Here is a 26431-nt window from a genome sequence, read left to right as displayed (position 1 = left end):
AAGGGCCGTGGCAACCTGCGCTGCCACGGCCCTTTTTGTATGTGCGGCCAATGGTGGGCTGAGGATCAGCCGACCATGTCCTCCAGCTCCTTGCCCTTGGTTTCGGTGATGAGCTTCTTCACCAGGAAGATGCTGATCAGCGCCGCCACGGTGTAAAGCGCATAGACGGTGGCAAGGCCCAGCCCGCTCGCCATCGAGGGGAAGCTCTGGACCACGAGGTAGTTCGCGCCCCACTGCGCCAGACCGGCGACGGCCAGCGCCGAGCCGCGCATCTGGTTGGGGAACATCTCGCCCAGCATCACCCACATCACCGGGCCCCAACTGAAATTGAAGAACACCACGTAGAGGTTCGCCGCGACCAGCGCCGTCCACCCGGCGGTGGGGCCAAGCGCGAGGTTGCCCGCCGCATCGGTGGCCGCGCCGCTGAAAGCCCAGGTCAGCGCGGCCAGCGTGACGGTCATGCCGGTGGAGCCGATGATGAGCAGCGGCTTGCGCCCGATCTTGTCGATCACCAGCAATGCCGCGATCACGGCGGCAATCGAGACCACGCCGGACAGGATGTTGCGCTCCAGCGCCACCTCTTCGGAGATCCCGGCCAGCTTCCACAGCGTCTCGCCATAGTAGAAGATGATGTTGATGCCGACGAACTGCTGGAACGTCGCCAGCATGATCCCGGCCCAGACAATGGGACGGAACACGGTGCCCGGTGCGGTCACGTCGCGCAGGCGCGGGCGGTGATCGTCGGAGAACGTGCGGCGGATGTCGGCGACCTTGCGCGTCGCTTCCTCGCTGCCGAACAGCCGGGTGAGCACCTTGTGCGCCTCTTCATCGCGCTTCTTCGAAACGAGGTAACGCGGGCTTTCGGGGATGAACAGCAACGAGATGAGGAAGATCACCGCCGGCGCTGCCTGCGCGAGGTACATCCAGCGCCATGCCAGCGTGCCGCCGATCTCGCCCAGCGAGCTGCCCGCCGCCTGGGCGAGGAAGTAGTTGACCACGAAAGCCCCGGTGAGGCCCGAAATGATCATCACCTGCTGCACCGTGGTCAGCCGCCCGCGGATATTGGCGGGGGCCACCTCGGAGATGTAGAGCGGCGAGAGCACCGAGGCCGCACCCACGGCAAGACCACCGGCAAAGCGCGCCAGCACGAACACCGCGTGCGTTTCGGTGACACCCTGAATCAGCGCGCCGACCACGAACAGCGCGGCGGCCATGATCATCACGGTACGCCGTCCGATGGCATCGGCCAGTCGGCCCGCGAAGAACGCGCCCACCGCGCAACCGATCAGCAGCACGCCGACGGTAAAGCCCAGCTCGGCATCGCTGAGCCCGAACTCGGCGGTCAGCCCGCCTTGCGTGCCGTTGACCGCGCCGCTGTCATAACCGAACAGCAGCCCGCCGATCGTCGCCACCGCGACGATCGCGCTGATAAGCGCCATGTTGACGCCTTGCCTTGTCGTTTCCATATCCTCGATCCCTCCCATGCGGCTGTCTGCCCGCGTTATGGTAGCGCTACCTATGACCTAACTTGGTTTATGCGGCAATAGCAGATGTGAAGCCGGACCCAGGTGCCTGTCGGAAAGGTTAGCGTGGCTGGCGTTTCCGGCAACAGCTCATTGCGCCAGCGCGTTGGCCGCGTGAACGAGGGCGACGTAGCTCGGCGTCATGTTGACCACATATTCGTTCTCGCCCCAGAAGAACGGCCAGTTCTCCTGATTCTCGGGATAGTCCGGCTTGATGATCAGCACACCGGGCACCACGCCGCCGGGAATGAACGAGAAATCGGCCCGGTTGCTGCCATAGGCGACCTCCTTCGAGTGCGCGCCGACCCCGGACACGAACGACAGGTTGGAAGCCGGGTGCGTGCCGTGGAGATAGTCGAGCGCGCGGAACACCTCGCTTGCGTCGGTCAGCTCGGGGAAGGCCGTGTGGATCGCATAGGCGGTGAGGCCCATCTCGATAATCGAGCCGTTGCCCGCCCAGCCGCCCGTGGTGATGGGCACACCGTAGGGGTTGGCCCCGGTGAACGGCTCGCTCCGCGTGGCCACTTCGCGCGCAACCGCCTCGACCTCGGCGCGGAAAGAGGCGGGCATGTGCGGCATCGCGGCCAGCGCCGTGCGCAGCGAGAACATGGCGCGCGGCTTCACCTGTGGCCACAGGGCGGCGAGGCTTTGCGCATACTCCGGTTTGCCCGTCGTGATCAGCAATTCGGCGGCGGCATCGAATTGCTCGCCCACCAGCCAGCCGCCGGTGGTGTTGCCATGGCTGAAGGTGAAGGGCGGGCGCGACTGCTCTTCCGCCCAGACCTGCTCGGCCAGCGCCAGCGCCTTGGCAGACAGCGCATCGTCATAGCCCTTCAATGCCCGCGCGCCCGCCGCCAGCGCGGCGGCCGAGCCATAGTCGAGCGCCGAGGCGCGCGAGGTGAAGGCCCAGCGGTCGTCGGGCGTGCCGCTGTGGGTGGCGGTGCGCTCGCCGAAGGCCAGCGAGGGATCGTATAGCAGGCCATCGGTCTTGGAGGCGGCATCGCCGAGGTGGGTATATTGCGCCACGTCGGGCTCGACCACGCCGTGAATGGCATGGCCGACCGCGTCGTACATCGAGGCGAGATAGAGCACCCCGTGGGCGATCTGCTGCTGAATGTCGGGCTGGCCATCGGGCACATGCATCTCGACCCGGCGTAACTGGTGATCGACCAGCGTCTGGTCGCGGGTGGGGCGGAACTCGTCCCAGATATGGGCCAGCTCGCGCACCACGGCATATTGCGTCGGGGTGCGGATATCGAAGTCGCCCGCGTCGAGCCAGCCGCCGACGTTGAGGCCGGGGATATGCTCGCCCGGCGCGAAGCGCGTGTCGGTGGTGGGGCCCTGCCGGTAGAGGTCGATATGCTCGTGATTGAGCGGGGCCTGCCGCGCATCGTCGCGATGCGAATCGCCGTGCCAGACGCGGTAGGCCTCGTTCACCAGCATATGGTCCATCTGCACCGGCATGTAGACGTCCATCCCCGGATGCCATGCCTGCGCGTAAACGTCCGTGGCGATGCGGAACGGGGCGGTGCGCTGGCCGCGATAGGCGAGCGCATAGAGGCCCGGTTCGCGCACATCGCTGAAATCGAACACGGCATAGGAATAGCGCAGATAGTCGCCCCAGTTCTCGGGCGTGCCTGTCAGCACTACGCTTTCTGAGCCATCGGGCGCGATGCGCAGCAGTTGCGCCTCGCCACCGCCGGTGTCGGCGCGATCGAGTTCGATCACAGCACGCTTGGCCTGCTGCGGCACATAGCCGAGCTGCGAATGGCCGATCACCGGCGCGCGCCGCCAGCCCGGCGTGACACCGGGGGTGAGCGTCCATTCGACCACCCGCCCGGTGCGCCCGGTGGGGATCAGCCCGCGCACCACGAACCAACCGTTCTGCGCCTGATTGCGCCCGTCGTAGAGCGCCAGTTCGCCCTCGCGCGCCGCGATCCGGACCCTCGCGGCGGGGTCTTCGGGTGCGAGCACCAGATCGCGCGCGCGGGCCATCGGCAGCGGCTCGGCACCGGGGCCGAAGTCGCGCCCGCTGGCGGCGTTGCGTTCCGGCGTTGTGACCATCTCGCCCGCCGGGGAGCGGGGGAAGGCACCCGGCACCCCGTCGGCAAAGTAGCTCTGCCGGAAATAGCTGGAGGGCAGGAACTCAAGGTTCAGCCCGGCCTTGCCCGCCAGTGCCTCGGGCAGCGGCTGATCGAGCACCACGGTAAGGGTAATGCTCTGGCCCGCGCGCTGGGCCTCGATCCGGTAGGTGAAGCCATAGTCCGGATATTCGAGCGTCACCGTGACCTTGCCCGAGGCGCGGTCGACCACACGCTCGACCATACGCCCGATCGGATCCCATTGGCCTGGCGTTGCCGAGAGGCGCACATCGCCGTTGGTGGCAAGGCGCTCGCCGTGCTGGATGATCTCGACCCCGCTGATCTTGGAATCGGCGAACAGCCCGTCGTACCAGTTCGAGAACACCAGCACCTCGGCCCCGTCGGCGGCAAAGTACTCAGCGTTGTTCAGTTCGAGCGTGGCTCGGTCGCTTTCCTGTGCGTGCAGCGCTGGCCCTGCCGCCGCCATAAACATGGCGGCTCCTGCCAGCAGCAGGCCCCTGTATCCGGTCATCTCTTTGCTCCGTTGCGCCAATGCGCTCTGGTGAATGCTGCTAGGGCAGCTTGAACTGCCAGCGCCCGGCATCGCTGCCCGCGTCGAACGGCACGAGCGATGGGGTGCTGGTGCCGATGGCGACCATCGCCAGCCCCTCATCGGCATAGCGTTTGGGCGTGATGCGGTAGGTGCCGTCGATCAGCTGGTCGATCCGCCACAGCTGGCTGTCATCGCTCGCATCGGCGGGCACGGCAGCGATCTCGCGGTCGTCGGTGGCGGCCAGCGCGCGCCCGGTGCCCTCGACCGTAATGCGGTAGAACGGCGCGCCGAACCAGCCGCCTGCCTCGGGCGCGGGCGTGATCGTCCAGTGCTGGTTGGGCCGCACCATATAGGCCGACAGGTCCACCCGCACCGGCCCGTCCGGCCATCCGGCTTCGACATCAGGCAGCGTCTGGGCGGGCACCGTGACAATCGGATCGTCCGGCCCCGCCATAAAGCTGCGGCGGGCATCGAAGGGGATGCGCACGAAGTCGGTCTGCAATTGCAGCGTGTTGCCGCTGCGCTGCGACTGAATCTGATAGGTGCCGGGGCGGACATTCTCGCCCGCCACAGGCCAGCCGTCGCGCCACAGCAGCGGCTCAATCGCCAGCACGCTGCGGCCCGAGCGCTCCATATCGGCCTCGTAGTGGAGCGAGAACTTCTGGATGTCGTCGCCGAGGTCGATCAGGCCGAAGTGCCCAGCGCCGATCATCCGGTCATGCGACGCGGCCACCAGCTTGCCGCCCCCGCGCAGCAGCGGCTGGCCCATGTTGTCGAGATAAGGCCCGGTCGGCGAACGCGAGCGCCCGACGCGGATGTTGTAGGTCGAGTTCGGCCCGTCGCAGCAGGTGCCGTGGGTGCCGAGGAGATAGTACCAGCCGTCGCGGTACATCAGCGCGGTCGCCTCCATGTCGATGGCGATCTCGACCGGCTCGTTGCCCGCGACGCGCAGGCCGGTGGCGGGATCGAGTTCGATGATGCGGATCGAGCCGAAATAGGTGCCGTAGCTCAGCCACAGGCGCCCGTCCTGATAGAGGAAGGCGGGGTCGATGGCGTCGTGGTTCTCGTAGCCGTCGCTGGAGGCGACGGTGCCGATCTCGTGGAATGCGAAGTCGGGCGAATTGGGATCGAGCGATTTCGTCCACATCATCTTCACGTCGCTGGCATGGCCGCCCGACATGCCGCCACCGCCCACGGCCCAGGACACATAATAACGGTCGCCGATCTTGATGGTGTCGGGCGCGACTCCGCCACCGGGGCGCACCGCGCCGTCTTCCCAAGTCCAGCCGTCTTCCGAACTCAGGCCGCCGCCACGGGTGCCGAAGGTGTACCACCTGCCGTCCGAATAGGTGAGCGTGGAGGGATCGTGAATAAACACGTCGCCGGCGAGCTGCGCGGAGGCTGGGGCAGCGAAGGCCAGCAGCGAGGCGGCCACGGGGGCAAGCGGAAGTCTGGCGAGCAAGGTGTGCTTGAGCATGGCGGGCCTCACTTGATGTCGATGGCAAGATTGCGGATCGGCTGGCCGTCCGCATCGAGGAAGCGCAGGCAGAAGTCGCTCAGGCCGGGGCCGTTGATGATCGCGCCGCGAATGACGTTGCGCCCCGCCTTCAGGGTCAGCCGGTCGGACAGGACATCGTCCATCACCATGCGCCGGTCGTCATAGAGCCCCGCCACTTCCTCACCGTTGAACCACCAGCGCGAGGCCGAGTTGGAGCCCACGGCGAGGCGCACCCCGTCCATCTCCTCGGGCACGTCGATCACCGTGACCGCCCAGAAAAGGACGCCATACTTCGGCTTGTCGAGCGCCTGGGCGAAGTTGAACAGCTTTACGTCCCACAGACGCGAATCGAGCGCATGCCAGCGCAGGCCGTTCACGCGCTGTCCGTCGCGCGGCACTGCGGTGAAATCGCCGGGATAGGTCGCGGGCGTCAGTTCCTCGCGCACATAGCTGCGGGTAAACACGGTGTTGGTCGGGTTGGGCTTGCTGATCGGTTCGAGCAGCAGCCAGCGGGTGATGAAGCCATCGGCATCGGGCGTGGTCGGAGCTGCCGTGGCGGCGCTGAAGTAGTCGCTCAGCGGCGGATACTGGCCGGGTTCGCGCGCATCGGCGTTCACCGCCCACAGCGCCAGCGCGGTAGTCACAATGCTGGCGGCGGTCCATTTCGTGATCATCACAATATCCTTGGATCGTTGCTGGGCGGGCTATTGCGCGGCCATGAAGCCATGCATGGTGAGCCAGCTGGCGAAGGCCTCGAACCAGCCGGTGCTGGTGGTGGTCTTCGGGTACATCCCGAAGCCGTGGCCGCCCTGCTCGTAGTAATGGAATTCGACCGGGCGGCCCGCTTCCTGCCAGCTCCTGACGAGGCCGAAGTCGGCGGCAGCGATCACCGGGTCGTCGGCGGCGATGGCCACGAACAGCGGCGGCGCGTCGGGCGCGACTTCGGTGGCCGCCATCGGGCCATAGATGTCACCGAGGAATGCCGGGTTGGCCTTTTCTCCGGCGGCTTCGGTGGCCATGGTCAGCATGGCGCCGGCCGAGAAGCCGAGCATGCCGATGCGGTCGGGGTCGACATGCCATTCCGCCGCGCGCGAGCGAATCAGCGCGAAGGCGGCCTCTGCGTCAGCGATCATCGGTGCGATCGAGCGCGCCATCTCGGCCGGCGAGGCGCGGCCGGGGGCTTGCCTGCCGGTCGGCATCGGTGCGGGGCGGGCGAATTCTTCGAGATCGGCGGGGGTCTGGTTGAGCCGGTACTTGAGCACGAAGGCGGCGACGCCCCGTTCGGCCAGCGCGCGGGCGACGTCCCAGCCTTCGTTTTCCATCGACAGCGAGCGGAAGCCGCCGCCCGGCGTCACCACCACGGCAGTGCCGGTGGCCTTGGCGGGATCGGGCAGGAAGGGGGTGAGCGTGGCCTCGGTGACGTTGCGCGCGAACTGGCTGCCATATTGCTGGTGCCACGATTCGCTGACCGTCGCGCCGGGCAGCGGGCCGGTGTTGAGAGCAATCGCGGTGGGCTGCGCCGGTGTCGCAATCGGGCGCATCACATCGTCCTGCGCCGAGGCGGAAAAGCTGGCGGTGGCAAGGGCGGCGGCAAGCAGGATTGAGCGGTAGTTCATGGCAATTTCCTCTCTCTGCGCCTCGTGGCATCGCATGGGCCATCTCGGTGGCCTCACAATCGTTGGTAGCGCTATCTATTATTAATCCTACATTTGTTGAGAGGGCAACACAGAATTGCTGGCAGGGCAGTCTGCAACAGGCCGAAAACACGTGTCTTCAGCGTGGAAGGCTGATATCCAACGGAAAATCGGTTTTTTATTGTAGGAGTAAGAGGGCGGTCGTCGCCTGCGTTACTGCCCGCGCAGCATCCGCATCGCCGCCATGCGGATGCGTTGATAGGCGCCCTCGGCCAGAGATCCCAGCAGGCCGCGCTTCTCCTCGGGGAGGAATGCCAGCGGATGGCCCTCCGGGCGAAACACGTAATGGTCGAAATAGGCCTTCCACGCGGCGCGCTCGCCCGCCGGACGTTCGGCAATGGCAATCATCGACAGCAGCAGCGCGGCATAGGGCGGGTCTGCCGCTGGCGAAAAACCGTCCCACCAGAAGTTGACCAGCACGTTCAGCGAATCGAGCGCTTCCACCTTGTGCCACCACAGCTTGGGCACATAGAGCGCGTCGCCCGGTTCCAGCTCGAACACCAGCGCCCGGTCGCGGATCGCCTCGAAGCGCGGATAGCGCGGATCGCCCCGCTGCGAATCGACGGCAAGGCCAACGGGTTGCCCGGCCATCGTGAAGTCGATCGGCCCGACATAGAGGTCGGCAATCGCCTCGGGCGGGTAAAGCGTGAAGCGCCGCCGCCCCATGGCGACGCAAGCGACATTGTCCAGCGCGTCATAATGGCAGGCCACCTGCGAGCCGTGGCCGATCCAGAAACGCGGCAGCACTGTCGGCGGCACAAATGGGGTGCGCACCTGGCTCACCATTGCGGGGAAGTGATTCTCCGCCGGGAGCGAGCCGAGATAGAGCGTATCGGCCCCTTCCACACCGGCCGTCGCCTCCATGCGGTCGAGCGCCTGGGCGAGCGTCACCGTCTCGCGGGCGAAATTGAACTGCGTGAGGTCGTCGTCGTAGTAATAGCGCTGCCCGATCTCGGCACGGCCGACAAACATCTCGGCGGTGCGCCCGCTGTCGTGGCGGCGCAATTGGGCGAGCACGCCTTCGCCGCCTTCGGTTAGCAGCGGCCAGTCGCGCACCGCTCCGGGGAGCAGGCGCGGCTGGCATTGCTGCATCACCTCGGCCCGAAAGGCCTCCGGGCTGGCCAGCGATTCGCGGCCGGGAAGGCTCGCCGGAGCGGGCATCAGGCGGCGGCGAAGAGTTGCTCGTTGCGCCGACGCGCGAGGTTCCTGATGTGGCGGACCGAGGCCGACTGCAGGTAGGCGAGTTGCAGATCGCCGTGCCGGAACAGCGCCAGCGCCGCATCATCGTCGAGCGCGTGCAGCGCATCGAGACTGACCGAATAGAGCCCGTCGAGGCGCAGGTGCGAGCCATCATCGAAGTCGAGCGCAATATCGATCGGTTCGAGCAGGCGGTGTTCGACGAATCGGTCGAGCACGGCGCTGGTCTCCTGCAAACCCTGCGCGAGCTGTTGCATGGCCTGCTGGATCAGGCGCAGCGTGTGAGTGGGCTCGCCGCGGTCGTCGAACAGGGGCTGGTCGCCGCCGGAGAAGACGGGATCCTCGGGATCGATGGCGATGCGATCGTCCACCACATAGAAGCCCTGCCGCACCAGATCGGCGGGGCGGTATCCGGGCAGCGCACCCTCGTGCGCATAGAGATTTCGGCCCGCTTCCAGCCCCATCACCGCGCCCGGATAAAAGGCTCCGGTCTCCGGGTGCTTGGTGAACAGAATCGGGTATTCGCAAGCGGCCTGGGGGAATTCGCTCACCACCAGCTGGACGAAGTGTCGGCCAGATGCATTCGCCGTGTTTACGCGCAGACCAGCGTGGCCTTGTGCTTCCAGGAATACCAGATCACCCACCGTCCCAATTCTCCTCTTTACCCTGCCGTGCGCCGACTTTTCTTCGTGTCCGGCGAGGGGTAGTGTTGCACGGAAATCGCACTTTCGTCGCGCAATGCACAAGTAGCAGGAAAATTAACTCCGACAAATGTTGCATTTGCCAATAATGGTTATATGGTTATCCGACCTAGATGCGATAGGCCGCGAGCATAAGCTCAGGGCTGGCCAGGTTTCAGAAACGCCGTAGAGCGACGTTATGAGGGGATGATTTGAAATGAAAGTGATCGCTATTGGTCCTCGTTTCCGTAAAAATGGTAGCGGTAACAAGATCGTGCTTGGATGCGCGACGAGTGCCCTGGCCCTGATGTGCGCGGCTCCCGCGCTTGCTCAGGACAGCCGTGACGGAGCGAGCGACACCATCGTCGTGACGGGCCTGCGTGGCTCGCTTCAGCGCAACCTTGATGAAAAGCGCGACGCGTCGGGCGTGGTCGACGTGATTTCCTCGGAAGACATCGGCAAGTTCCCCGATTCGAACGTGGCTGCTTCGCTGCAGCGCCTGCCGGGTGTGTCGATCCAGCGCAGCGGTGCGCGCGGCGAAGCCACCGGCATCACCGTTCGCGGCTTCGGCGGCGACTTCAACACCACGCTGTACGATGGCCGCCGCATTTCGACGGCCACGGGCGGCCGCCAGATCGACTTCTCGACCGTGGGCGTGGACTTCATCGGCGCTCTCGCCGTGATGAAGACGCCTGACGTTTCGCTGTCGTCCTCGTCGATCGGTGCGACGGTCGACATTCAGTTCCCCAATCCGTTCGACCGTCCCGGCTTCCGCGCCGCGGTGACGGCTTCGGGGTCGATTCAGGACCGTTCGGGCGAGATCGCGCCGACTGCAGGCCTGCTGGTCAGCAACACCTTCGGCGACACGTTCGGCGTGCTGGCCGACTTCATCTATACGCAGCGCAAGACCGACACCAACCGCGTCTATGTGAGCGGCTGGCCGGGCAACACCTTTGCGCCGTGTCAGCTCGCTGGCAGCACGGCCACGAGCTGTAATCCGCGCGTCGAGGACAGCGATCCGGACACGCCGCCGATCCCGGCTTCCGACCTGCGGAGCATCCCGGGCTGGTTCCCGCAGCAGTACGGTGCCGAGCAGCAGCGCGTGGAAGACGAGCGCATCGATGCGCGTCTGGCGTTGCAGTGGAAGCCGTCCGAAGGCTCGATGGTCACGCTCGACAACAACTACTCGCGGCAGGAAGTGACCTCGAACAACTATGCCTTCGGCATGTGGTTCAACCAGGGTTCGCTGCGCGATGTCACGCTCGACGAGAATGGCACGGTAGTCGACTTCGTGCAGGCTGGCACGCCGACCGACTTCACCTCGGCGCTGAACCGCCAGATCCTCGAAACCAACCAGACCGGCCTCAACATCGAGCTGGAAGCGAGCGACAACCTCAGCTTCGAACTGGACGGTGCCTATGCGCTGAGCAAGCTCAATCCGGGCGGTGTGATTGGCAGCCTCAATGCCGACATCGGCTATGGCGGCGCGCTCGGTGCGCCGGTCCGTTTCCAGGTCACTGGCGACAGCAGCGGGGCCTTCCCGTCGATCACGAACTTCGGCCCTGCCGGAGTTGCGGGCAGCTGGGCCGATACCAGCCTGATCGGCTCGCACGTGACGGTCAACCAGACCCAGCGCAACCGCGACGAACTGTGGCAGGTGCGTGCTGGCGGCAAGTGGGAGCAGGACAACCTCACGGTCCAGTTCGGCGGCCAGTACTATGAGGACAAGTTCAACTTCGCGAACTACAACACCTTCGCCAATAACTTCTGGCAGGCCTATGCCGGATATGGTGGCCCGTCGGGTCAGGGTTCCGGCATCAATCCGCTGCCGGGCTCGCTTTACGAAGGGTCGATCAGTCTCAACGACTTTATTCCGGGCTTCGAAGGCAATCTGCCTCCGTCGATCTTCCTGTTCAGCCCGGAGGCATATCAGGCCTATCTGAGCGGCCTCGGCAATCCGCAGACCACCACTATCCCTGGGTATAATACCGAATGTTGCGGCACGGCCTTTACCGGCCAGTTCACCGAGGCGCTGGATTCGGGATCGATTCGCGATATTCAGGAGCAGACTTGGGCGCTGTACTTCCGGACCAGCTTCGATACCGAGATCGGCGGCATGCCGTTCCACGTATCGGCGGGTATGCGCAACGAGCACACCAAGATTGCTGCCAACGGTAACGGCCGGGTGCCGCTCTCGATCACGACCAGCACGGCCGATCCGACCCTGCTGACCATCGTGCTCTCCGATCCGCAACCGCTGACCGGGACGGCGACCTACAACTACCTGCTGCCGAGCCTCGATACCCGTCTGGAGATCACTCCCGAGTTGCAGGCCCGCTTCAGCGCCTCGCGCACCATCACCCGGCCGAGCCTTGGCCTGCTTTATCCGCAGCTCAACGTCGGCACCGGGCAGCGTGTGGGTGCGCTCAGCGCATCGGGCGGCAACCCGGCGCTCAAGCCGTACCTGGCCGACAACTTCGACCTGGCGGTGGAATGGTATTATCAGCGGAACTCCTATTTTGCTGTGAACGCCTTCCTCAAGAACGTGTCCAACTTCATCGTTGGCGGCGTGACGCGGCAGGGGATCAACGGCGTGATCGACCCGACCACCGGCCAGCCGGCGGTGTTCTCGGTCACCCAGCAGATCAACGGGCCCGAGGCGACGGTGAAGGGCGTCGAAGTCGCGCTGCAGCACGTGTTCGGCGACAGCGGCTTCGGCTTCCAGGCCAATGCCACCTTCGTCGACACCAACCGGCCCTACGACGATAGCGATATCTCGCAGACCGGCTTTGCGGTGACGGGGCTTGCCAACTCGGCCAACTTCGTCGGCTTCTATGACAAGAACGGTTTCCAGATCCGCGCCGCGCTCAACTGGCGTGACGAGTATCTGGCCGGGTTCGGTCAGAACCAGAACACCGGCGCCTTCGGCTCCGAGCCGACCTTCGTTGACGAGAGCTTCCAGATCGATCTGACCTCGAGCTACGACATCAACGATGCCTTCAGCGTCTTCGCCGAGGTGCTGAACGTGAACGGTAACCAGCAGAGCACGCATGGTCGGTATTCGAACCAGCTGCTCGACGTGTTCGACTACGGTCGGCGCTACTCGCTGGGGGTGCGCTTCCGTTACTGATAGTCTCCCACTGGTGCGGGGCGCATTTCGATTGCGCCCCGCCTCTTTTCACGATGAAATGGCGAGATGGGACAGGTTGAGCATATTGTCATCGTTGGCGGAGGCACGGCCGGCTGGCTGACGGCAGGGGTCATCGCGGCCCGCCATCAGGCCCGGATGTCGCACGGCTTCACCGTCACTCTGGTCGAATCGCCCAATGTGCCGATCATCGGTGTGGGCGAGGGAACCTGGCCCACTCTGCGCAACACCTTGCGCGGGATCGGCGTCTCGGAAACCGATTTCCTGCGCGAATGCGATGGCGCGTTCAAGCAGGGCGCACGGTTCAATCGCTGGACCACCGGCGAGCCCGATGAGGGCTACTACCACCCGCTCATGCTGCCGCAGGGTTTTGCCCGGCTCAGCCTTGTCCCGCACTGGCAGACAGAGCGCGCCACCACCTTCTGCGATGCGGTCACGCCGCAAGGCCGGATCTGCGATGCGGGCCTTGCGCCCAAGACCATCGCCACCCCCGAATTCGAGAGCCTGGCGAACTATGCCTATCATCTCGATGCGGGCAAATTCTCCCAGTTCATGCAGCGGCATTGCTGCGAAAAGCTCGGCGTGCGCCATGTGCTTGCCGATGTCACCGAGGTCGTAACCGACGAGAGCGGCGATGTAACGATGGTGCGCACCCAACAGGCGGGCGACATCGTCGGCGACCTGTTCGTCGATTGCACCGGCTTCAAGGCGCTGCTGATCGAAGGCGCGATGGATGTTCCGTTCCGCAGCTGCAACGAGGTGCTGTTCTGCGACACCGCGCTGGCGGTGCAGGTGCCCTATGCCGACCCGGACGATCCCATCGCCAGCCACACCATTTCCACCGCCCAGTCGGCAGGCTGGATCTGGGACATCGGGCTGCCGACGCGGCGCGGTGTCGGCCATGTCTTTTCCAGCAGCCACATCAGCGCTGACGAAGCCGAGCGCGAGCTGCGCGCCTATATCGGGCCGGCCGCCGATGGTCTGACCGTGCGCAAGATTCCGATCCGCTCGGGCCACCGCGAAACGTTCTGGAAGCGCAATGTGGTCGCAGTCGGCCTCGCGGCGGGCTTTCTTGAGCCGCTGGAGGCTTCGGCGATCGTGCTGATCGAGCTTTCGGCCAAGATGATCGCGGAACAGATGCCGCCGAACCGCGCGGTGATGGACGTGATCGCGCGCCGCTATGACGAGACGACCCTCTATCGCTGGGGCCGGATCATCGATTTCCTCAAGCTTCACTATGCGCTGACCAAGCGCACCGATACCGAGTTCTGGCGCGACAATCTGCGACCCGAAACGATCCCCGACCGGCTGCTGGGCCTGATGGAGCTGTGGAAGTATCAGCCGCCCTGGCTGCACGACGAGTTCGACCGGGCCGAGGAGGTGTTCCCCTCGGCGAGCTACCAGTATGTGCTGTACGGCATGGGCTGGCACACCGATCTGCCGCCCGGAGAAGCGCAGCGCGAGCGCGATCAGGCGATCCGGGCGATGCGCGAAAATCGCCAGCAGACCGAGCGCTTGATGCAGGGGCTGCCGCGTCATCGCGACCTGCTGGACCGTATTCGCGAGCACGCGATGATGCCGGTCTGAGGTCTGCCGGCTTGCGGGCAGGGTTGACCGGCTGTTGACTTGATGCTCACCTTGGCCTTGAGCGGAGGCATGGACGTAATGGGCAAAGGGCAGCAGGACCGCGCGGGCGATAGCGACCCGCGTGAAGGGCGCGGGGTGCGCGGCCCCGGCAGGCGTTTGCGCGGTGCAGTTGCCAACAAGGTCGGCATCGCCATCCTGGCCGGAAAGTACGCCCCCGGAGACGTCTTGCCCGGCGAAGTGGCCGCGGCGGAGGAACTGGAGGTTTCGCGCGGCGCCTATCGCGAGGCAATGCAGGTGCTGGCCGCCAAGGGGCTGGTCGAAAGCCGCCCGAAGACGGGCACCAAGGTGCTCCCGCGTGAGCGCTGGAACCTGCTCGACCCCGAAGTGCTGGCCTGGGCCTTCGCCGGTGAGCCCGATGCGCGCCTTGTGCGCAGCCTGTTCGAGCTGCGGCTGGTGATCGAACCGGCGGCAGCGGCCTTTGCCGCGCAGCGCCGCACCTCTGCCCAGCTTCGCCAGATGCGCGAAGCGCTCGGCCTGATGCGTCGCCATTCGCTGGCCACCGAAGAGGGCCGCGTGGCAGACCGCGAGTTTCACGATGCCCTGTTGCAGGCGACGATGAACGATGCCCTGATCGCGATCAGCGCGTCGATCGGCTCGGCGGTGTCGCTCACGACGACCTACAAGCAGCGCACGCACAAGCTGCCGCGCGATCCGATCCCCGACCATGCCCGCGTGCTCGATGCCGTGGCCGCCGGCGATGCCGAGGCCGCTGCCGCGGCGATGCGGGTGCTGGTCGAACTGGCGCTTGAGGATACCAATGTGGTGATGGCGGCACGGGGAACCGACGGGGTGGATTCGCAATCGGCGGGGTTAACCGGCCTTTAGCTGCCGCGCGCCCGATCTGCCCGATCAGGCAAAGTCCGCGCCCGCGAGCCGTAGCGATTGGCCCGCTTCCAGCCTGATCTCTCGCAGCGGCTGTGACAGCGCGGCCCCGGCACCGCAGCCGACCTGCCATTGCCCGCCGATGGGGGAGGAAAGCTCGGCCTGCACCAGACGACCGTCGCGCCATGCCAGCGCCACTTCGAGATTGCCGCGCGCGCGCAGCCCGCGCACCGAACCTGCGGGCCATTGCGCGGGGAGGGCGGGCAGCAACAACAGCCGGTCGCCCTCGCTTTGCAGCAGCATTTCGGCAATGGCGCGGGTGCCGCCGAAGTTGCCGTCGATCTGAAACGGCGGGTGGGCGTCGAACAGATTGGGGTAGGCTCGCCCCGGTCCGAGCAGGAACGCCAGCGCGGCGTGGGCCTGCTCCGGCTGACGCAGGCGCGCGCGCAGGTTGATCCGCCAGGCGGTCGCCCAGCCGGTCGAACGGTCGCCGCGCAGATCGAGCGAGCGGCGCGCGGCAGCGGCGAGTTCGGGGGTGGCGGCAAGGTCGATCTCGCTGCCGGGGAACAGCGCATAGAGGTGCGACACATGGCGATGATCGGGCTCGGGCGCAGCGGCGTCCCAATCCGCCAGCCATTCCTGCAACTGGCCCTGCGCGCCGATCCGGTCGGGCGCGAGGCGGCTGCGCGCGGTTTGCAGTTCGGCGGCAAAGTCCGGGTCGAGGCCGAGCAGGCGGGCCGCCCCGGCGGTCTGGCGGAACAGGTCGCGCAGGATCTGGCGGTCCATCGCCGGGCCTGCCGCCACGGCCGCGCCTTCGCCGTGACGGTTCTCGGGCGAGATCGAGGGGCTGGTGACCAGCGTACCCGTGGCCGGGTCCACCTGCAGGGTATCGAGGAAGAACTGCGCCGCGCCACGCATCAGCGGGTAGGCGCGGGCGAGGAACGCGCGGTCGCGGCCATAGTCCCACCGGTCCCACAGGTGCGTGCACAGCCAAGCGCCGCCCAGGGGCCACAGGCCCCATTGCGCGCCGTCGATCGGGGCGGTGGCGCGCCACAGGTCGGTGTTGTGGTGGCAGACCCAGCCGCGCGCGCCGTACATTTCGCGCGCTGTGCGTGCGCCGGTGATCGCCAGCTCCTCGATCATGCGCAGCGGCGGCTCGGTGCATTCGGCCAGCGCCGTGGGCTCGGCGGCCCAGTAGTTCATCTCGGTGTTGATGTTGACCGTGTATTTCGACTGCCACGGCGGATCGTTGTCACCGTTCCAGATGCCTTGGAGGTTGGCGGGCTGCGAGCCGGGCCGTGACGAGGCGATCAGCAGATAGCGGCCATAGTCGAAGTAGAGCTTTGCCAGCGCCGGGTCGGCGGTGAGGTCATCGGCGGCGACGCGCTGGTCGGTGGGCAGCTCAGCGCGCGGCGTGGTGCCAAGGTCGAGCGATACGCGGCGGAACAGCTCGCGGTGCGCGGATACGGCCTGATCGCGCAGGGTGTCGTAGCCGAGCCGGGCGGCTCCTTCTATGGCAGCGGCGACTTCGGCTTGCGGATCGCCGCTGGTGTCGTCGAAGCGGCGGAAGCTGGTCGCCAGCGCGACATAGACGACGATTTCGTGGGCCTCGGTCACGCGCAGGCGCGCACCGTCGGCGGCGATATGGCCATCGCTTTGCACCAAGGCGCGTCCGGCCAGCCGCAGCGCCGGGGCGATCCCGGCACGGCCTGCGTTGCGCCCGGTGAGCAGCAGGCTTGCCCCCTCGGCTGTCACCGCACTGGTCGGTTGCTGGCTCGTGAGTTCGATATCGGCGGCAAAGAGCGCCGCCCCGCGCATGCGGAACGCGATCACCTGCGCCTGCGGCGATACGAAGACCTCGCGGAGGTGAGCAATCCCGCCGATGGTGGCCTCGGTGCGGGCGAGCGCGCTGTCGAGGTCGAGCGAGCGGCGGTATCCGTCTGGCGCTACGCCCTCCAGCTCGGGGAAGCTGATCTCCAGCTCGCCGAAGGTCTGGTAGGCCATCTGGGTGGCGGGCCTGCCGATCAGCTTGGCGTCGGCCAGCGCTTCCGCCTCGGCATAGCGCTGCTGCGCGATCAGGCGGCGCACCTCGTCCAGCGCGCCCCGCGCCTCGGGATTGACCGGGTCATATGGGCCGCCGGTCCACAGGGTATCCTCGTTGAGTTGCAGCCGTTCGCGCGCGATCCCGCCATAGACCATCGCGCCGAGGCGGCCATTGCCCACCGGCAGCGCCTCGACCCAGGTGCTGGCCGGTTGCCGATACCACAGCTGCGACGGCGCGCCCGCCACGTCCGCAGGGCCACTCGCACGCACCATCGCCGGAGCGACGGCCAGCGCGGCGCCGCCCACGAGGAGCGAGCGCCGCGATAGCGGGAAAGCATGCACTGCGCAGCCTCAGCGCAGTTGCAGCACGACCACCGATTTGGCGGGGAGCGTGGCGGTCAGCGTGCCGCCCGACACCCGCGCGCCCGAGAAATCCTGCGGGGCAACGACATCTGGCCGGTCGAAGGTGTTGTGTGCGTCCATCGCGCTTGCGGTGACGACCCGTCCTGAAGCCGAGCGCGCGTTAACCCCGTCAAGCCGGATGCTGACCGGATGCGCCTGATTGGGATCGACGTTCACCAGCGCTACATGCACCGCGCCCGCCGTGTCGCGCACCGCCGAGACGCTGATCGCGGGGATCGCGATGTCGCCGTTGCGATATTCCGGCGTGTCGAGTTCGACCGGCAGGCTGGTCGCCCCCTGCCACGGCACGTAGAGATCGAACACGTGATAGGTCGGGGTTTTCACCATGCGCTCGCCGTCGGTCAGCAGCATGGCCTGCAGCACGTTCACCATCTGCGCGATGGCGGCCATCCGCACCCGCTCGGCATGCTTGGTGAAGATGTTGATGTTGAGCGCCGCGACCATGGCATCGCGCAGGCTGTTCTGCTGTTGCAGGAAGCCGGGGTTGGAGCCGGGGGCCGGATCGTACCAGGTGCCCCATTCGTCGACCGCCAGCATCACGCGGCGTTCCGGGTCGTGCACGTCCATGATCGCCGAGTGGCGGGTGATATATTCGTCCATGTTCAGCGTGTTGGCGAGGGTGGAGGCCCATTCGGCCTCGGGGAAGCTAAGCGCGGGGCCCTTGTCTTCCCACTTTTCCATGCGCGGGCGGGTGTAGTAGTGCAGGGCGAGGCCATCGATGTACTTGCCAGAAATCCGCATCATCGTGTCGGTCCACTCGTAATCGGCGTCCGAGGGGCCGGCGGCGATCTTCAGCATCGGGCCGTTGCCGGTCTTGGCGAAGGCGGCGAAGCGGTTGGTGAGGTCGGAGGCATATTCGGCGCGCATGTTACCGCCGCAGCCCCACAGCTCGTTGCCGATGCCGAGGTAATCGACCTTGTAGGCATCGCGGTGCCCGTTGGCCTCGCGTTCGCGGGCGAGCATCGTGGTGCCCGCGGCGGCGGTCATATATTCGACCCACTGCGAGGTTTCCGCCGGGGTGCCGCTGCCGACATTGGCCGAGACATAGGTGCGCGCGCCCAGCCGCTGGGCAAAGCCCATGAATTCGTGCGTGCCGAAGCTGTTGTCCTCGTTCACGCCGCCCCAGTTGGTGTTGATCTTCACGGGGCGATCCTCGCGCGGGCCGATGCCGTCGCGCCAGTGGTATTCGTCGGCAAAGCAGCCGCCCGGCCAGCGCACCATCGGCACCTTGATCGCGCGCAGCGCCTCGAGCACGTCGGTGCGGTATCCGGCGTCATTGGGGATCGACGAATCCTCGCCGACCCAGACCCCGCCATAGATGCCGGTGCCGAGGTGCTCCATGAACTGGCCGAACACTTCGGGCTGCACCACCGGTCCGGGCTGGTCGGCATGGATGGTAGCGTTCGCAGTGTCCTGCGCGGCGAGTGGCATGGCGCTGGCAGACAGCAGGAGCGCGAGTGCAGACAGGCGGCTGAAGGTGTTCATGGCAATCCCCTTGCTTGGCTATTTTTATGTTGGCGTTTCCGCGCCGGGTTTTGTGATTGTGGCGCTGGCGCACCGGTTCTTTTGCTGATGGCACTGGCGTACCGGCGGGGAAGCCCCCTTGCATTTGTAGGAGTAGTAGAGGCATGATGGCCTCGTCAAGCCATCTGCGAAGCAAACTGACAGGCGGCGAGGGAGGAGGCGAAATGTACCGAGTTGCGGCGCTGTTGGTGATGGTGGCCGGTCCGGCGGTGGCGCAGGCGCAAGCGGGTGGCGACTGGCCGGACCTGCCCGTCTATGCGCCTGCGCCGCGCGATCCCGATGCGCACCTGTCGATCGTGATTCCGATTCGCCCGGAGGGGGAGCCGGTGGTGCTTCACGTGGCGCCCGAGGGTGACGATGCGGGCGACGGATCGCTGGCCCGTCCCGTCGCCAGCCTCACCCGCGCGCAGCAACTGGTGCGGGCGCTGAACAGCTCCACCGATGTGACGGTGAGCCTTGCGGCCGGCACCTATCGCCTCGCCGAGCCGCTGCGCTTCACCGCCGAGGATGGCGGGCGCAACGGCCATGTGGTGCGCTGGGTGGGCGAGGCGGGCGCGTTCCCGGTGCTGTCGGGCGCGGTGGAGGTGGACGGCTGGACGCTGTTCGACGCGCCCCGCAACATCTGGCGCGCGAAGATTGCACCGGGCACCGATGCGCGCCAGCTCAGCGTCAACGGCACGCTGGCACAGCGCGCCCGGATCGAAATTCCGCGCAGCGCGGTGCGGTTTGCGCCCTGGGGGCTGGAACTGCTCGACCCGGCCTGGCGCACTCTTGCGCAGCTGCCGCAGCAGGACCGGATCGAGATCGAGGGGATGAGCTGGTTCACGCACCGTCACGCGATGGTGGCGCGCATTTCGGGCGACCGGATCGAGATGCAGCAACCGGGCTGGCGCAACAACCTGATCGGCTATGACACGCTGGCACGGCCGATCTCGCAGGAAGTGGCGCGGCTGTTCCTCGTCAATTCGCGCGCCTTCATGCGCGAGGCAGGACAGTGGTATGCCGATCCCGAAGAAGGCTGGCTCTACTATCGCGCCGAACCGGGCGATGACATGGCCGCCGCCAGCGTCGAGATGCCGGTGCTCGAACGCCTGCTCTCGATCGGCGGCACGCTGGAAGAGCCGGTGCGCGATCTGGAGTTTTCCGGCCTCGCCTTCCGCAACACAAGCTGGCTGCAACCGTCAGGTGCAGAAGGCTATGCCAGCCAGCAGAGCGGGGCCTATATTGCTGGCGATCTGGCCGACTACCCCGATGACCCGATCCGCGATTGCAGCTGGGGCTGCCCCGCCTTCGAGCGGATGCGCAACCATTGGCGTCAGCAACCCGCAGCGGTGCAGGTTTCGGCGGCGGTACGGGTGGTCTTCTCCGGCAACCACTTCTCGCAACTGGGCCAGATCGCGCTCGGTATCGGCAACAATCCCGAGGCCCATGCCAGCGGCGTGGGGCTGGCCGCGCAGGCGATCGAGGTGCGCGGCAATCGCTTCGAGGATCTGGCGGGCGGCGCCATCATGGCAGGCGGGATCACCCGCGATGCGCACCACCCCTCCGACAGCCGCATGGGCCTGCGCGACATTATCGTGACCGACAACTGCATCACGGGCGTCTCGCACGATTACAAGGAGCAGGCGGCGATCCTTGTCACCTATGCCAGCGGCGCGGTGATCATGCACAACACCATCTCCGATACGCCCTATGACGGGATCGATGTAGGCTGGGGCTGGGGCATCAACGATCCGGGCGGGAGCGCCGAATATTTCCGCTGGCACCGCTCGTACTACGACGATCCGGAAAATCTCGTTTACGACACGCCCACGATCCTGCGCGATACGGTGATCGTCGGCAACGATGTGAGCAACGTGAAGCAGTGGTTCCCCGATGGCGGCGCGATTTACCACCTGTCGGCCGATCCCGGCGCGCTCATCGCCCGCAACTATGTCCACGATGTGGCGGGCACCGGCGGCATCGCGATCTATCTCGACGAAGGTTCGCGCGAGGTGCGCGTGCGCGAGAACGTGATCGACCGCGTGGGCGGGGTCTGGCTCAACCTCAATTCGCAGGATTCGATCAAGCCGCGGCGCACCGCCACCGACAACGAGGCGACCGAGAACTGGTACAACTCGGGCCGGTTGCAAGGCGACTGGAGCGCCTACGTCAACAATGTCGCCGCGCGCAACGTGGCGGTTGAAGGACAGCAATGGCCCGAGGGCGCGCGCGAGGTGATGGCACAGGCCGGTACCCGCACCGATGCCTGCACCCTGTCAGCGCGCTGACGAGAAAAAGGTCACAAGATGGCTTGCTGAATCTTTTGGTAGCGCTATCAAACGAAGCAAGGCTAAAGATTGGCCAGCAAAGAGGAGAACTAGGATGCGGATTGGATTGGTATCGTGCGCGGCGCTGAGTCTCGCGCTGGGGGTGGGCCTGGCCGGATGCACGCAGGCCGAAGACGCGGACGCCGTCGCCACGGGCGATGAAGCGCTGTCGCCCGATGGAAAACCCTATCTGGCCCAGCCGCTGGTCACCGAAATCTACACCGCCGACCCCTCGGCGCATGTGTTCGACGGCAAGATCTACGTCTATGCCAGCCATGACATCGATGCCGGCATTCCGAACGACGACCTCGGCAACCAGTATGCGATGCGCGATTATCGCGTACTCAGCATGGACAGCATCGGCGGTCCGGTGACCATTGGTCCGGTGGCGCTCGACGTGGCGGATGTCCCGTGGGCCTCGCAGCAGATGTGGGCGCCCGATGCGGCCTACAAGAACGGCACCTACTACCTCTATTTCCCCGCGCGCGACAAAACGAAGGACAAGAACGGCCTTGGCGCGTTCCGCATCGGTGTCGCCACCTCGGACAACCCGATGGGGCCGTTCACGCCCGAGCCGAACTATATCGAGGGCAGCTACTCGATGGACCCGGCGGTGTTCACCGACACCGACGGCACCAGCTACATGTACTTCGGCGGGATCTGGGGCGGCCAGCTGCAGCGCTGGAAGAACGGCACCTACGATCCGAACGGTTCCGATACCGATCTGCTTCAGGACGACCAGCCCGCGATCATGCCGCGCGTGGCGCGCATGGGCGAGGACATGAAGAGCTTTGCCGAGCCGGTGCGCGAGGCGCTGATTGTCGACGAGCAGGGCAACCCGATTCTCGGCGGCGATCATGACCGGCGCTTCTTCGAGGCGGCCTGGGTCTTCAAGCGCGGCGGCAAATATTACTTCACCTATTCGACCGGCGACACGCACTATGTGAACTATGCCATCGGCGACACGCCCTATGGCCCGTTCACCTATAAGGGCCATATCCTCGAACCGGTGCAGGGCTGGACCTCGCATCACTCGATTGTCGAGTGGGATGGCAAGTGGTGGCTGTTCTATCACGACACGCAGTTGAGCGACCAGAACCACCTGCGCAGCGTCAAGGTCACCGAGCTGAAGTTCAACGAGGACGGCTCGATCCCGACCATCAACCCGTTCCGCCGCTGATGTTCCTCGGGATCGATATCGGCACCTCCGGGGTCAAGGCCGTCGCGCTTGACGAGACGGGTTCGGTCGCCGCGCAAGGGACCGCTGCGCTCAGTGTGCAGCGGCCCCGGCCCGGTTGGTCGGAGCAGGACCCCGAAGCGTGGTGGCGGGCGACCACGGCGGCGGTGCAGGCGATCGATCCGGCGGTGCGCCGCGTGGTGCGCGGGGTGGGGCTGGCCGGGCAGATGCACGGTGCGACCCTGCTCGGCGCGGACGACAAGGTGCTGCGTCCGGCGATCCTGTGGAACGACGTGCGTGCCCACGAGGAATGCGCCGAGCTGGAAGCAGCGGTTCCCGCGCTGCGCGCAATTGCGGGCAACATCGCCATGCCCGGCTTCACCGCGCCCAAGCTCGCATGGGTGCGCAAGCACGAGCCTGAGCTGTTCGCGCAGGTCGCCAGCGTGCTCCTGCCCAAGGACTATGTCCGCCTGCGAATGACGGGCGACAAGGCCAGCGACCTCTCCGATGCCGCGGGCACCTTGTGGGTCGATGTGGCGAACCGGTGCTGGAACGACGAGATCCTCGCCGCCACCGGCCTGACCAAGGCGCAGATGCCCGCGTTGTTCGAGGGCAGCGAGGCCACTGGCACGCTGCTCCCCGAGATTGCCGAACTCTGGGGTATGCCCGCGGTGCCCGTGGTGGCGGGCGGCGGCGACAATGCCGCCGGCGCTGTCGGCGTGGGCGTGGTGGGCGAGTGCGATGCGCTGTTGTCGCTCGGCACATCGGGAGTGATCTTCGTTGCCACCGAGAGCTTCCGGCCCAACCCGGCGCGCGCTGTCCATGCCTTCTGCCACTGCCTGCCCGGAGTGTGGCACCAGATGAGCGTTCACCTCTCCGCTGCCTCGTGCATCGACTGGGTGGCGCGGCTCACCGGGGCTTCTGGCGCGGCAGAGCTGTTTGCACGGGCCGAGGATACCGGGTCGGGCAGCGGCAGTGAGCTGTTCCTGCCCTACCTCTCGGGCGAGCGCACCCCGCACAACGATGCCCATGTGCGCGGCGCGTTCCTCGGGCTCCACAACGATACCGATGCCGGACGGCTCGCGCAGGCGGTGCTGGAGGGCGTGGCCTTCGCGCTGGCCGACGGGCTCGATGCCCTGCGCGATGCGGGCACCAAAGTCAGCGAGCTGGCGGTGATCGGCGGCGGCGCGCGCTCAAGCTACTGGGGTCGCATCATCTCGGCGGCGTTCGAAGTGCCGCTCGTCTATCTCAAGGGCGGCGAAGTCGGCCCGGCGCTGGGCGCTGCCCGGCTGGCGCAGATGGCCGTCGATGGCGGCGACCCAAGCGCGATTTTCGCCCAACCGCCCGTTTCTCACCGGATCGAGCCCGAGGCCGCGCTGATCGACCAGCTCGCCCCGCGGAAGGCTGCGTTCCGCCTCGCTTACCCCCGTATTACTCCGAAGAAAGGCCTCTGATGTCTGCCGCACCCGAATATTTCGCCGAGTTCCCCATCATCGCCTTCGAGGGCGAGGAGACCGCCAACGAACTCGCCTACCGCTACTACGACAAGAACCGCGTGGTGCTGGGCAAGACCATGGAGGAGCACCTGCGCTTTGCCGTGTGCATGTGGCACACCTTCTGCTGGCCGGGCTCCGACGTGTTCGGCGGCGGCACTTTCGACCGCCCCTGGATGAGCCACCCGGGCGGCACCGAAGCCGCCGCCTTGAAGCGCGCCACCGCGCTCGATTTCGTGCGCAAGCTCGACCTGCCGTTCTACTGCTTCCACGATGTCGACGTGATGGAGCCCGCCGCTGACGTGGCGCAGTATCAGCGCAATTTCGGCATGGCAGTCGACCATCTCGAACAGCTTCAGGGCGAGACCGGTCGCAAGCTGCTGTGGGGCACGGCCAACCTGTTCTCCGACCCGCGCTATGCGGCGGGCGCGGCGACCAGCCCCGACCCCGAAGTCTACGCTTGGGCGGCCTTGCAGGTGCGCTCTGCGCTTGACGCGACGCACCGGCTGGGCGGCGCGAACTATGTGCTGTGGGGCGGCCGCGAGGGCTACGAAACGCTGCTCAACACCAACCTTTCGCGCGAGCTCGATAACTTCGGACGCTTTCTCAACCTCGTGGTCGAGCACAAGCACAAGATCGGGTTCACCGGCACGATCCTGATCGAGCCCAAGCCGCATGAGCCGACCAAGCACCAGTACGATTTCGACACCGCCACGGTCTATGGTTTCCTCAAGCGCTATGGCCTCGAAAACGAGGTCTGCGTGAACATCGAGGCCAACCACGCCACGCTGTCGGGCCACACCTTCGAGCATGAAATCGCCATGGCCAATGCGCTCGGCATTTTTGGTTCGATCGACGCCAACCGCGGCGACCACCAGAACGGCTGGGACACCGACCAGTTTCCGAACTCGATCGAGGAAGTCACGCTGGCGATGGTTGAGATCATCCGGGCGGGCGGCTTCACCACCGGCGGCTTCAACTTCGATGCCAAGGTGCGCCGCCAGTCGGTCGATGCCGAGGATTTGTTGCACGGCCATATCGGCGGCGTCGACGTGATCGCGGCGGGCCTGCTGGCTGCTGAGCGCATCATCGAGGATGGCCGGATCGATGCGTTCCGTAAGGAGCGTTATGCCGGGTGGGACGGCGATCTGGGCCGCAAGGTCCATGCCGAGGGCACTTCGCTGGCCGACATCGCCGATCTCGCCGTGGCGCAGAACCTTGCGCCGCGCCACCGGTCGGGCAAGCAGGAGCGGCTCGAAAACCTGGTCAACCGGCTGGTCTGAACGGCAATACTATCGCGCGGAGCGGACTGCCAGTCAGCCGCTCCGCGTACATAATGAGAGAACAGGCGAGCGCAGGCTCGACCTTTGTGGGAGAGGGCAGATGAAACGAGTTTTGGGAACATTTGCGGTCGCGTGCGTGCTGGCGGTGAGCCCCGCCATGGCCGCCGACGCGGTGCGCGAACCGGCCGGGACCATGCCCGATGGCAGCTCGGTCGAGGCGGTCGTCCTGTCCAATGCGAATGGCGTTTCGGCACGGGTGCTGACCTTTGGCGCCACGCTCCAGTCGCTCACCGCGCCCGACCGCGATGGCAACCCCGCCGATATCACGCTGGGCTATGACGACATCGCCAAATATCAGACTCACCCCAACTATTTCGGCGTCACCGTCGGCCGCTATGCCAACCGCATCGCCGATGGCGCCTTCTCGCTGGATGGCCGGCGTTATCAGCTGGTCCAGAACGACAAGACCAACTCGCTCCACGGCGGTGCGGTGGGCTTCGACAAGCGGGTGTGGCGGATCGTCTCGGTCGAATCCGGGCCGGTGGCGCGGCTGGTCATGGCGCTGACCAGCGAGGATGGCGATCAGGGCTATCCGGGCAAGCTGGATGTGACGGTCACCTACACACTCGACGATGGCGGCGATCTCGGCATCGTGTTCGAGGCGCAGAGCGACCGGCCGACTATCGTCAACATGACCAACCATGCGCTGTTCAACCTTGCCGGGCGCGATTCCACTGTCGATGCGATGCAGCACTGGCTGATGATCCCCGGCAGCCGCTACACCCCTGTCGATGAACGGCTGATCCCCACGGGCGAACTTGCGCCGGTGGCGGGCACTGCGTTCGATTTCCGCGAGCCACGCGTGGTCGCAGATGGCCTGCGCGACGGCAGCAACGAGCAGATCGTGCTTGGGCGCGGCTATGACCACAACTGGGTGATCGACAAGGGCCGCACCGCCAGCCCCGGACTGGTCGCGCGGTTGGCCGATCCCGCCTCGGGCCGGGTGCTCGACGTGCTGTCGACCGAGCCGGGCGTGCAGTTCTACACCGGCAACTTCCTCGATGGCACGGTGAGCGGCAAGGGCGGCAAGGTCTATCGCATGGGCGATGGCATCGCGCTCGAACCGCAGCTGTTCCCCGACACGCCGAACCGGCCCGCCTTCGGCAGCGCGCGGGTCGATCCCGAGCATCCCTATCGCCACGCGATGATCTATCGCGTTCACACCATGGCCGAGGATGCGCCGGGCCAGCCCTGAGTGCGACTCGCAACGCCCTTCCCCTTGGGGGAAGGGTTGGGATGGGGGTTCCACGCCAGCGTCGAGCCCCCACCCCCAGCC

The 26431-nt window shown here is 66.3% G+C and carries 17 protein-coding genes; 8 read left to right on the top strand and 9 right to left on the bottom strand.

From position 1 onward, the window contains the following. Positions 1-65: 65 nt before the first annotated feature. The 7 genes from D2V17_RS17800 to D2V17_RS17770 form a co-directional block, all read right to left on the bottom strand. Entirely contained in the window at positions 66-1466 is a 1401-nt protein-coding gene (locus tag D2V17_RS17800) for a sugar porter family MFS transporter (protein ID WP_119594565.1), read from the bottom strand. A gap of 147 nt (positions 1467-1613) precedes the next feature. Beyond that, complete coding sequence (locus tag D2V17_RS17795; RefSeq protein ID WP_245978790.1) at positions 1614-4136, bottom strand: glycoside hydrolase family 9 protein; 2523 nt, start codon at positions 4134-4136, stop codon at positions 1614-1616. A gap of 40 nt (positions 4137-4176) precedes the next feature. Continuing rightward, the gene (locus D2V17_RS17790) at positions 4177-5634 is read right to left on the bottom strand and encodes a family 43 glycosylhydrolase (RefSeq protein ID WP_119594458.1); all 1458 of its coding nucleotides are present in this window, start codon (positions 5632-5634) and stop codon (positions 4177-4179) included. 8 nt (positions 5635-5642) lie between these two features. After that, a complete protein-coding gene (locus D2V17_RS17785; protein ID WP_119594456.1) occupies positions 5643-6329 on the bottom strand; it encodes an acetylxylan esterase in 687 nt (228 codons plus the stop codon). Positions 6330-6359: 30 nt separating this feature from the next. Then, positions 6360-7271, bottom strand: a complete 912-nt coding sequence (locus tag D2V17_RS17780; RefSeq protein WP_245978789.1) for an alpha/beta hydrolase — start codon at positions 7269-7271, stop codon at positions 6360-6362. A 231-nt stretch (positions 7272-7502) separates the two neighbouring features. After that, the gene (locus D2V17_RS17775; protein ID WP_119594452.1) at positions 7503-8510 is read right to left on the bottom strand and encodes a cupin-like domain-containing protein; all 1008 of its coding nucleotides are present in this window, start codon (positions 8508-8510) and stop codon (positions 7503-7505) included. Then, positions 8510-9190 carry a SapC family protein gene (locus D2V17_RS17770; RefSeq protein WP_245978788.1) on the bottom strand — a complete coding sequence of 227 codons (681 nt, stop codon included), beginning with the start codon at positions 9188-9190 and terminating at the stop codon, positions 8510-8512. The genes D2V17_RS17775 and D2V17_RS17770 overlap by 1 nt, the downstream gene beginning before the upstream one ends. 343 nt (positions 9191-9533) lie before the next feature. Between D2V17_RS17770 and D2V17_RS17765 the strand changes: the two genes are divergently transcribed. The 3 genes from D2V17_RS17765 to D2V17_RS17755 all read left to right on the top strand — a co-directional run bounded on the left by D2V17_RS17765 (position 9534) and on the right by D2V17_RS17755 (position 14846). Continuing rightward, the gene (locus D2V17_RS17765; protein WP_119594450.1) at positions 9534-12356 is read left to right on the top strand and encodes a TonB-dependent receptor; all 2823 of its coding nucleotides are present in this window, start codon (positions 9534-9536) and stop codon (positions 12354-12356) included. Between the two features lie 66 nt (positions 12357-12422). After that, the gene (locus D2V17_RS17760; protein ID WP_119594448.1) at positions 12423-13961 is read left to right on the top strand and encodes a tryptophan halogenase family protein; all 1539 of its coding nucleotides are present in this window, start codon (positions 12423-12425) and stop codon (positions 13959-13961) included. Between the two features lie 78 nt (positions 13962-14039). Then, positions 14040-14846, top strand: a complete 807-nt coding sequence (locus D2V17_RS17755; RefSeq protein ID WP_191229276.1) for a FadR/GntR family transcriptional regulator — start codon at positions 14040-14042, stop codon at positions 14844-14846. Positions 14847-14870: 24 nt separating this feature from the next. On the opposite strand, the gene D2V17_RS17750 is transcribed toward D2V17_RS17755, so the two are convergent. Both D2V17_RS17750 and D2V17_RS17745 read right to left on the bottom strand, forming a co-directional pair. Next, entirely contained in the window at positions 14871-17228 is a 2358-nt protein-coding gene (locus tag D2V17_RS17750; protein ID WP_245978787.1) for a glycoside hydrolase family 95 protein, read from the bottom strand. Positions 17229-17237: 9 nt separating this feature from the next. Continuing rightward, the gene (locus D2V17_RS17745; protein WP_119594444.1) at positions 17238-18794 is read right to left on the bottom strand and encodes an alpha-N-arabinofuranosidase; all 1557 of its coding nucleotides are present in this window, start codon (positions 18792-18794) and stop codon (positions 17238-17240) included. A 203-nt stretch (positions 18795-18997) separates the two neighbouring features. On the opposite strand from D2V17_RS17745, the gene D2V17_RS17740 reads away from it, so the two are divergent. The 5 genes from D2V17_RS17740 (at position 18998) to D2V17_RS17720 (ending at position 26350) form a co-directional block, all read left to right on the top strand. Continuing rightward, on the top strand, positions 18998-21103 hold the full coding sequence (locus tag D2V17_RS17740) for a right-handed parallel beta-helix repeat-containing protein (protein ID WP_119594442.1): 2106 nt from the start codon (positions 18998-19000) through the stop codon (positions 21101-21103). A 94-nt stretch (positions 21104-21197) separates the two neighbouring features. Next, positions 21198-22322 (top strand): glycoside hydrolase family 43 protein, encoded by a 1125-nt coding sequence (locus D2V17_RS17735; protein WP_119594440.1) that lies wholly within the window; start codon positions 21198-21200, stop codon positions 22320-22322. Then, positions 22322-23773 carry a xylulokinase gene (gene xylB / locus D2V17_RS17730; RefSeq protein WP_119594438.1) on the top strand — a complete coding sequence of 484 codons (1452 nt, stop codon included), beginning with the start codon at positions 22322-22324 and terminating at the stop codon, positions 23771-23773. The genes D2V17_RS17735 and xylB overlap by 1 nt, the downstream gene beginning before the upstream one ends. Beyond that, positions 23773-25095, top strand: a complete 1323-nt coding sequence (xylA, locus tag D2V17_RS17725) for a xylose isomerase (RefSeq protein WP_119594436.1) — start codon at positions 23773-23775, stop codon at positions 25093-25095. Before xylB ends, xylA begins: the two co-directional genes overlap by 1 nt. Positions 25096-25195: 100 nt before the next feature. Then, a complete protein-coding gene (locus tag D2V17_RS17720) occupies positions 25196-26350 on the top strand; it encodes an aldose epimerase family protein (protein ID WP_119594434.1) in 1155 nt (384 codons plus the stop codon). Positions 26351-26431: the final 81 nt, after the last annotated feature.

Source organism: Aurantiacibacter xanthus (assembly GCF_003584015.1).
GTDB classification, from domain to species: Bacteria; Pseudomonadota; Alphaproteobacteria; order Sphingomonadales; family Sphingomonadaceae; genus Alteraurantiacibacter; species Alteraurantiacibacter xanthus.
Note: the sequence above shows the minus strand (reverse complement) of the source record. Positions and strands in the feature narration are given on the sequence as shown.